Origin of the sequence: Methanofastidiosum sp. (assembly GCA_020854815.1) — an archaeon.
In the GTDB taxonomy this organism is placed as follows: Archaea; Methanobacteriota_B; Thermococci; order Methanofastidiosales; family Methanofastidiosaceae; genus Methanofastidiosum.
In genome coordinates, this window is record JAHKLW010000001.1 from 1 (window position 1) to 8,468 (window position 8,468).

11 protein-coding genes and 1 tRNA gene are annotated in these 8,468 nt (G+C 31.7%); 6 read left to right on the forward strand and 6 right to left on the reverse strand.

What is annotated here, in order from left to right; all coding sequences use genetic code 11:
* Positions 1-445: 445 nt before the first annotated feature.
* Positions 446-895 carry a hypothetical protein gene (locus KO464_00005; GenBank protein ID MCC7571757.1) on the forward strand — a complete coding sequence of 150 codons (450 nt, stop codon included), beginning with the start codon at positions 446-448 and terminating at the stop codon, positions 893-895.
* 121 nt (positions 896-1,016) lie between these two features.
* Positions 1,017-1,685: a hypothetical protein gene (locus tag KO464_00010; protein ID MCC7571758.1), complete on the forward strand. Its 669-nt coding sequence runs from the start codon at positions 1,017-1,019 to the stop codon at positions 1,683-1,685.
* On the opposite strand, the gene KO464_00015 is transcribed toward KO464_00010, so the two are convergent.
* Positions 1,686-1,758 (reverse strand) — tRNA-Arg (locus tag KO464_00015). It lies immediately after the preceding gene.
* A 95-nt stretch (positions 1,759-1,853) separates the two neighbouring features.
* Between KO464_00015 and KO464_00020 the strand changes: the two genes are divergently transcribed.
* Positions 1,854-2,468, forward strand: coding sequence for a potassium channel protein (locus KO464_00020; GenBank protein ID MCC7571759.1), 615 nt, complete (start codon positions 1,854-1,856; stop codon positions 2,466-2,468).
* Positions 2,469-2,472: 4 nt separating this feature from the next.
* The gene (locus KO464_00025) at positions 2,473-3,045 is read left to right on the forward strand and encodes a hypothetical protein (GenBank protein ID MCC7571760.1); all 573 of its coding nucleotides are present in this window, start codon (positions 2,473-2,475) and stop codon (positions 3,043-3,045) included.
* Here the strand turns inward: KO464_00025 and KO464_00030 are convergent.
* The 3 genes from KO464_00030 to KO464_00040 are packed head-to-tail and all read right to left on the reverse strand — an operon-like array spanning position 3,023 to position 5,239.
* Positions 3,023-4,084 (reverse strand): DUF373 family protein, encoded by a 1,062-nt coding sequence (locus KO464_00030; GenBank protein MCC7571761.1) that lies wholly within the window; start codon positions 4,082-4,084, stop codon positions 3,023-3,025. The two genes, KO464_00025 and KO464_00030, sit on opposite strands and share 23 nt — an antisense overlap.
* Positions 4,077-4,382: an MTH1187 family thiamine-binding protein gene (locus KO464_00035; protein ID MCC7571762.1), complete on the reverse strand. Its 306-nt coding sequence runs from the start codon at positions 4,380-4,382 to the stop codon at positions 4,077-4,079. Before KO464_00035 ends, KO464_00030 begins: the two co-directional genes overlap by 8 nt.
* Entirely contained in the window at positions 4,379-5,239 is an 861-nt protein-coding gene (locus KO464_00040; protein ID MCC7571763.1) for a hypothetical protein, read from the reverse strand. Before KO464_00040 ends, KO464_00035 begins: the two co-directional genes overlap by 4 nt.
* 91 nt (positions 5,240-5,330) lie before the next feature.
* Between KO464_00040 and KO464_00045 the strand changes: the two genes are divergently transcribed.
* Both KO464_00045 and KO464_00050 read left to right on the forward strand, forming a co-directional pair.
* Entirely contained in the window at positions 5,331-6,752 is a 1,422-nt protein-coding gene (locus KO464_00045) for an NAD-binding protein (GenBank protein MCC7571764.1), read from the forward strand.
* Between the two features lie 58 nt (positions 6,753-6,810).
* On the forward strand, positions 6,811-7,680 hold the full coding sequence (locus tag KO464_00050; GenBank protein MCC7571765.1) for a DUF4349 domain-containing protein: 870 nt from the start codon (positions 6,811-6,813) through the stop codon (positions 7,678-7,680).
* A 10-nt stretch (positions 7,681-7,690) separates the two neighbouring features.
* Here KO464_00050 and KO464_00055 read toward each other — a convergent pair whose 3' ends face one another.
* The gene (locus tag KO464_00055) at positions 7,691-7,849 is read right to left on the reverse strand and encodes a hypothetical protein (GenBank protein ID MCC7571766.1); all 159 of its coding nucleotides are present in this window, start codon (positions 7,847-7,849) and stop codon (positions 7,691-7,693) included.
* Between the two features lie 54 nt (positions 7,850-7,903).
* On the reverse strand, positions 7,904-8,401 hold the full coding sequence (locus KO464_00060) for a hypothetical protein (protein ID MCC7571767.1): 498 nt from the start codon (positions 8,399-8,401) through the stop codon (positions 7,904-7,906).
* Positions 8,402-8,468: the final 67 nt, after the last annotated feature.

Here is an 8,468-nt window from a genome sequence, read left to right on the forward strand (position 1 = left end):
CATATATGCTTCTGGTATTTGTACTGATATGAGTTTCATTAGTGTCCCTCTAGCATCTGTATAATATCTAGGAGATACATATATATAAGAGTTTCGGTTATCCAGATATCTCTTATAACCTATCTGGGTATCTTCCTGATGTGTTTCTTGTATTATCCTTATACCCCCATAATATTATTAATATATTATATAGACACTTCATACCTATTGTCTGGATAATTCAATAGTGGTATTGTAATATCGCTCACGGATTATCATTATGGATAATCATTGTCTTTCATGTGGGTTATCCAGTAAATACTAATTTTGTTAACTAATATATATAGTTTTCGGTTAATAATGATAAACAATACTTCTTTTAGATTTCCATAAAGTATTACCAATTATAAACTTTATTAACAATGCACAACGATAATTTTTTAAGAAAAGGTAATATAGTATAATCATGTTACTGGTATTTGAATCCCAAATTAATGATGCAGTAACTCTAGTTGAGATCTTAAAGAAAAATGGAGCGCTTGCTATTTTTGATGAAAGTAAGTCTTATGGATTTAATCATATATCTATGGCGTTATACCAAACAACTCAAGCATTTAAGAATAAATCAAATTTTGCTGAAGACTTTTCACTTGAATATTTGATCAGATTGTCAGGAGAAAAACAGATATCTAAAGCTCTAACTTTTGGCATTAAGAATGGATTTAATAGAATAGGAATAATAACTAATGAAGAAAATAAAGATAAAATTACTCAAATTTTAGGCCAGTCTGTTGCCCCCGGAAAATATGATAAAGATTTCATAATAGGGTATTTTGAAATAAAAGATATCAATAATCATTTAGAAACAGAAAAAAAGATATTTGAAAAGATTGCATTGCTTAACACAAAAATATAGATTAATGATAACTAAAATTTATAATATTGAATAACATTAAATATTATCTTTTTTAAGTTTTCATTACGAAATGCGCAAGATTTACAATAAGATTTTTAAAGATACGTCTTTGTTTATGCCTGTGTATCCTGAAGAAATAATCGATATGCTCTTTTTGTTAATAAATGAAGTATCCGTTATGGTAACTGTAATCGCAGTAGTTGTAAGTTCTTTTGATCATGTTAAGCAAGTTGTAATAGAAAAAAAATTCACTTATAAAAATCAAATTATTATGATTCTCTTATTTGGAGCTTTTTCAATATTTGGAAATTATTCTGGAGTAAAGCTTTCTTCAGGTGCTATAGCAAATATTCGGGATATAGGGCCACTTGTTGCAGGCCTTATAGGTGGGCCTGTAATAGGTATTGGCGCGGGATTAATTGGAGGAGTAAACAGATACTTTGGAGGGGGTTTTACTGCGCTTCCTTGTTCAATTGCAACTTTTTCAGCAGGCCTGATTGGGGGATTAATATACAGGTACAATAATAAAGAATTTGTCGGAGCATATAATGCAACTATTATTGCAGCTTTAATTGAACTATACCATATGGGGATTACTTTAGTCCTTGCAAAACCTTTTGACCAAGCGTTAGAAGTAGTAAAAATTGTAGTAATACCTATGACTTTGTCAAATGCACTAGGTGTTGCAATATTTTCTCTTATAATTGGTAGCTTAATTAAGGACAAAAAGAAGATAAAAGAACTTGAAGAAAATTTAGATATTATTGCAACAAAAGAAGAACTAATATAGCGGGCCTGATGGGATTTGAACCCACGTTCTCAGGGTCCGAAGCCCTGCGCCATATCCACTAGACCACAGGCCCTATAGAATCTAAATCTAGGAATTTATAAATATATTCGAAATCCTTAAATATTAAGTATAATAAGCCTGTTTAGACTCTTTTAGGAGAGAAAAATAATGCCCAAAAGACGGAAAATATCAAGACCTTTTAAGTATAAGCCAGTGAGCGTAAAAGATCTTTTAGTTGAGATGAAAGATATCTCTGAGTTAATGGTAGATTTAGCCTATTCTTCAATACTTTTCAAAAATAAAGAAATAGCAGAAGATGTAACTGAACTTGAGAGCAGAATGGATGAATTAAATTATAGAATAAGGATAACGGCGATGCTTGCTGCAAGGAGTGTTGAAGACGCAGAAAGAATTTCTGCTGTTTTGCAATTTGCCTCAGCTTCTGAAAAAATATCAAATGCAGCTGGAGATTTATCCAATATTATCTTAAGAGACATGAAAATACATCCAATAGTCTATGAGGCTCTTGAAGACGCTGAAGAACAGATAGAAAAATATGAAGTATCGCCTAAATCAATAATATCCCACATGACACTGAAAAAAGCGGAACTAGGGTCTAAAATAGGCACTTATATAATCGCTGTAAAAAGAAAAGACTCTATCAAATATAATCCTTCAAAGGGTTTTGTTATTAAAGAAGGGGATGTACTAATTGCAAGAGGTAGCAACACTGGCCTTGAAATATTGAAGAGTATATGTAGTGGAATTAAAACAAAGTGGTGATATAATGGAAGCTGGCATGGCAGATATCTTAACTCAAATGAAAAATAATTCAGAACTAATGGTTGCACTATCATATACTGCTCTTTTATATAATAATAAATACATCGCAGAGGAAGTAATGGAACTTGAAGAGATTGTGGATAAACTGAACTATGAAATGGGTAGAAAAATACTTGAAAAAGCTTCTAAGGTTAGTAACCCTGAAGATCTACTAAGTCTGATCCATATAACTGAAGCAACTGAAGCCATTGCTGATGCAGCTTCAGAAATAGCGGATATTGTAACTAGAGGAATAGATGCTCACCCAATATTCAAAGAGGCAATGAAAGAAACTGATCAAATAATTGCCAGAGTAAAAATATGTTCAAACTCGATTATTATAGATAAAACTTTTCAAGAAATTAAATTGCAAAGCAAAACTGGAATTTACATATTTCTCATAAAGAGGGGTAAAGAGTATATTTATTCCCCAAAGAAGAATTTCAAAGTTCACGAGGGGGACATACTCTATGGTATTGGTATGGAAAGTGGCATAGAAAAATTACAAGAACTTGCTAACTGCAGGCCTCAGGCGTAATTTTTATTCTTAATTTCCCAGTTAGTCTCATGAATAAGATTGCCAATCCACCGGCTATGACTAAATAAATCATTAGAATTTCTAAGGATATTGAACCTAGGATAAAATTGGCCGACTGATACAATATAAATGAAAATACTGCTGTGAAAAATGTTAGCGCAAGTGTACTTATTACCTCTTTCTTATTAGTGGAGTAAGCTTCTATGAATCTACCAAACATAGCTATTGCAAAAGCAACATATATGAGTTCTATTCTTGATAGAATTGTTGCTATTACTAAAGGTATACTTTGCCAAGTTGGAAATTGAAGAAGATAATAATAACTCTGCCATACTCCGACAATGCCCAATAATACTGCGATAAGATAAAAAACAAATCCAACTCTCTTCGGAGAAAATTCTTTCTTTAAGAAATTATCAATTCCAAATCCCTTGAAAAATAAGTATATCCCAATGATAAATAAAAATCCAAACCACCCTAGTTGTGGTTTTCCCAATAAAAAAGCCGCCCCAAAAAGTAGGAAAACTAATCCAGGCGCTCCTAGCATAAGCCCTGCAAGTTTTCGATCTTCCATGATCTCTTTTATGTATCTGTGAAGAATAAAATAAGTTTCTTCAATTGTTTCGCTTTGCTGTATAACTATTCTATCTATCGATATTATAGATACCTTTGATTGAATGGCTGGTAAAATATTTTCATCTTCTCGCCCATCTGTTACAAGAATTACTCCCTTAATCTTTATTTTTTTAAGAACGTGATCAAGTTGATCTGATAGTACTATGTCAGATTTTACACCAACATCGATATCTCCAGTAAGTGCTACAACTTCACAAGGGGTATCCTCTTTTTTTAGTTTTCGATAAACTTGTATTGCCCTAAAAAGAACATTTGTATCAGATTCAGTAGGGTCAGCTGTACCGAGTTCCATTGCTGCATTTAGGATATTTTTTTCTCCTATTATAGGTCCTTGAATACCTGTTTTTACTCCCAGATCATTATCCCTATCAACTGAAAGTACCAATATTTTCTTCTCAAACATCGGTTTCTACCATCTTCTTTTTGACTGAGTCTATTTTATCTTGCATGGAAGACTTCTTGTCTAGCCTATAATCAATCTTTATGTTAGTTATAATTCTTTCTATTCCCATTTCAAATAATAAATTATGTGAGTTATCAATTAATTTAGATATCTCGTTCCACTCTCCTTCTACAATTGTTCCCATAGAAGTGAGCTGATACTTTAATCCACTTTTTTCTATGTTTTTAATAACTTTAGCTATATATGTACTAAGAGATGTTCCAACTCCAATAGGGACAAAAGATATTTCTACTATCAAATATTTCCTCCCGCTTGAAGAATCTTCAGTTCTTCCAAGGTGAGTTTTTCTCCATTTTTAAATTTCTCTAAGATATCCTCACTTTTCTTTGATAACTCTTTTTTCTTTTCTTTTATCTTTTTTTCTTTTTCCTGCTTCTCAGTTTTTCTTGAATTGATCTCTAATCCCTTGATTTTAGCCCTTAGTTCTCTTATTTTATCGTAAAGTTCATCAACATTTTTTTTCTTTTCAAGATAGTTCTTGTGTATGTTATCGGCTTCTTTTTTTATATCCTCAGAACTATTGAAATAGTAGATCATACGCTCATGATACTTAGTGGATTCATCAGATAGTTCCAAAACTTTTTTGTGGTATTCCTCAGAATTTTTTTTCAACGTGTCTAAATCTTTTCGAGAAAAGTGAGCTTCTTTAGAAAGCTCTTCATAATTTTTAGATTCTTTAAGATTCTTTTTTAATTCCTTAATCATGTCAACTAGTTGACGTTCTTTATCTAATGAAAGAACTTCTGTTTCAAGTTTCCATTCGATATTATCTATCTTTTTTTCAATTTCTGAAGAAGAAGTTATATCCTTGTTCTTTGTAGCTTCTTTTATCCTATTCAAAGAGTCATAGATTGCTTTTAATTTTGAACTATTTTCTTCTCGCAAAGTTTTGTATTTTTTTGTTTCTTCGTTAGCTTTATCCCTAAGTTCCTTGTTTTCCTTACCTTTCTTGATTAGATCAGATACTTGAGCATTTTTCTCATCTCTTTTTTGCTTTAAGGCCAAAAGATCTTTTTTGTAGGATTCCGCCTCAGATTCCATCGCCTTCAATTCATTTGAAATTCTTATGATTTCATCGTCTACTGAACCTTCCAAAGACATACCTCAACAGGTAAATAATAGTATCATTTATAATTATTTTGGTTAAATCAGTAAAGGATATATATTTCCCCTTATAATTAGGCTTATGTCTCTTATTTTTGGAGCTGGTAAGATTGGATATGCTGTGTCCTTAGTACTTAAAAAGAGAGACAAAGATGTAGTTGTTCTAGATAAAAACATGCAAGCCTTGAGTAGGGCAGAAAGTATTGGATGCAAAACTTATCTTTTTGATTTTACTAAATCATTGAATCTTATAGACATAAATATCTCAAAATTCAAAGAGATAATTATAACTACGTCCGATCACAAGGTGAATATCCAAGCTTTGAAGATTTCAAGAGAACTCAATAAAGAAGCATTGATTATTGTTAATGCCCCTAGTTCAGAGCATATATCGGGGCTTAAAAAAATGGGGGCTGATTTTGTAGTTACCCCAGATAGGTCAATGGCACAAATAATAATTAATCAGCTTGAGCTGTCAACTTATTGGAGAAATAAAGATATATTAAAAAAAATTCTTGAGAAATCCAAGTCACTAGCAATAGTTATGCATGACAATCCAGATCCAGATGCAATGTCAAGTGCTTATGCCCTCAAAGCAATTGCTGAAAGTATGAAGGTAAGTACAGACATCTATTATGGGGGCGAGATTGGCCACGAAGGAAACAAACTTATGGTTGAGCTTTTAAAATGGGATTTCAAAAAGATAGCAGATCATAAAAAGTATATCCTAAGAGAATATGATAAAATTGCATTGATTGATATGCCAAATCTTTCTAATACGACCATATTTCCTTTAGAAATAAAACCAAACATTATAATTGATCATCATTATACCGAAGAAGAAAAAATGGACGCAGAACTGGTAGATATAAGGCCCAAAGTTGGAGCAACTGCTACAATTATGACTTCATATTTGAGAGATTTTGGTATCGAATTAAATGAGCAATTGGCCACAGGATTAATGTACGGAATTCTTGTGGATACTAATAACTTTAAAAGAAATTTTGAAAAGGAAGATACCGAAGCAGTATATTATTTAAAACCTAAGATCAATAAAGAACTTTTGAACATTATTGAAAATCCCAATATTTCTTCAATTACTCTCGACGTCTTGTCTAAGGCGATTAATAACAAAAAGATATATGACAAGTACGTTATTTCCAATGTCGGGCATATAGAACAAAAGGAATCATTATCTCAATCCGCAGATTTATTATTGAAGCTAGAAGGTATTACGGTGTCTTTAGTTATTGGGATAATTGAAGACCATGTATATGTATCTGCTAGATCAAGAGATCAAGTGATTGATATTAGTAAGATAATTATCAAAGCTTTTTCTAAAATGGGATCTGCAGGTGGGCACATGAATTTTGCCGCAGCGAAGATATCTCTTGGAGCTTTTGCTTATACTGAAGATAAGGATATTCTGGTAAAAATAATTGGTGAGACTATATCTGAATATTTTTTTAAGGCTTTAAAATTACATAATAAAGGTTCAATATAAATTGAACCATATCGAAATATATAAATATGGGCGATAATAACCATATATTGGTGATGAAATGAAAAAATCTTTTATTATACTTGGTGTAATTGGTATAATTGCAATCTTAATATCTGGATTTCTAATAGGGACTATATTTTTAGGTTCAAGTCTATACTCAAGAAGCATATATGATGAAGGAATTGCTTATTCCCCAGGATATGGCAGTTCCCCTGCAAGTGATGTTTATCCAAAAACAGTTGCCCAGAATTATACTGAATCACGTGAATTAAACTCAAATGATCGAAAAGTTGTTAAAAATGGAAATGCAAATATAGAAGTTGATAACTTTGATTCGTCTATTTCCAAAATTAAAGAATTGGCTAGTAGTTTCGGAGGATATGTAACAAACTCAAATATGTGGACATCAGACACAGACACTAAAAGAGGTAACATTACAGTAAGGCTGCCCGAAAGAAGATTTGAAGAATTTGGAGATTCATTAAATCAAATTGGTAAGATTAAATCTAAAGAAACTTCAGCATACGATGTTACCGAAGAATACATAGATTTGCAAGCAAGATTGAAAAACTTGAAAAATCAGGAGAAAAGATATACAGAACTTCTCGATATGGCTAAGGATGTACAAGATGTCCTTGCAATTGAAATTCAACTTGGAAGAATTAGAGGTGAAATAGAAAGCTATGAAGGAAGGATAAAATATCTGGAGAATACAACAACCTTTGGTACATTTTATATAAATGTATACGAACCTGAAAAGATTGCCCACGAATTGGGGATAAAGAATGCTTTGGATAGAGCTATAGATGCATTCATAGTTTCAGTAGCAGGCATAATAATACTAGGCGGATTCTTTATACCCATAGTGATTTTACTTGGATTAATTTATTTCATAGTGAAATACTATAAGAAAAGAGTAAAAAAATAATTATTATATTTTATTTTTTTGGAATTGATTCGGGTACATACTGCGTATTTCTTTCGTTGCCTTTTAAAGGAGGCTTACTCAAGGTATCTTTTTTTCTGCTAAGTCCTTCTATTATAGAAAATAATGCTATTAATCCTATAACAATCGCTATGAAAATATAGAACTCCATAATTTCACCTTGTCATTGGTTTAAAAAAAAGATATATAAAATTATTGGTTCCTTTTACTTGCCACAGCCACATCCAGTTCCAGTACCGCCAGATGACCCGCCACCTGCAGAGTTACTTGTAATGAGCCCCATTGTTTCAGTATCCAATACAAACAGGTTTGAAGCTTTAGTTATTACAGGGCCTTTCCCATCATTTGTTCTAAACCAGTATTCAATCTGCCATTCCTTAGCTTTTGGAGCTAGTTTAAAAAGTTCATCTTCGTACATGGGTACTATATACAATATTCCATCCTTTGCATTATTATCTGTTTCATCGACTTTAATCATTTCTCTTCTTGATCCATTTATGAATACAAACATATACCTAGGCATATTTCCATCTGCATCTTTATACTCTACTTGAAATTTATACGAAAAAGTATTATTCTTGAAAGTGTACAATAAAACTCCATTTTCAAGTTCAGGCGGCGTATTTTCTGTCGCCAACATAGGTGATACAAACATAGAAATTGCCAATATCAATGTTAAGAATACAATAAATATTTTTTTCATTTTATTACCTCCAATACTACTTAAGATACTTTTTAAAAATTATTTATATAAGCTTTTGTATTATTTA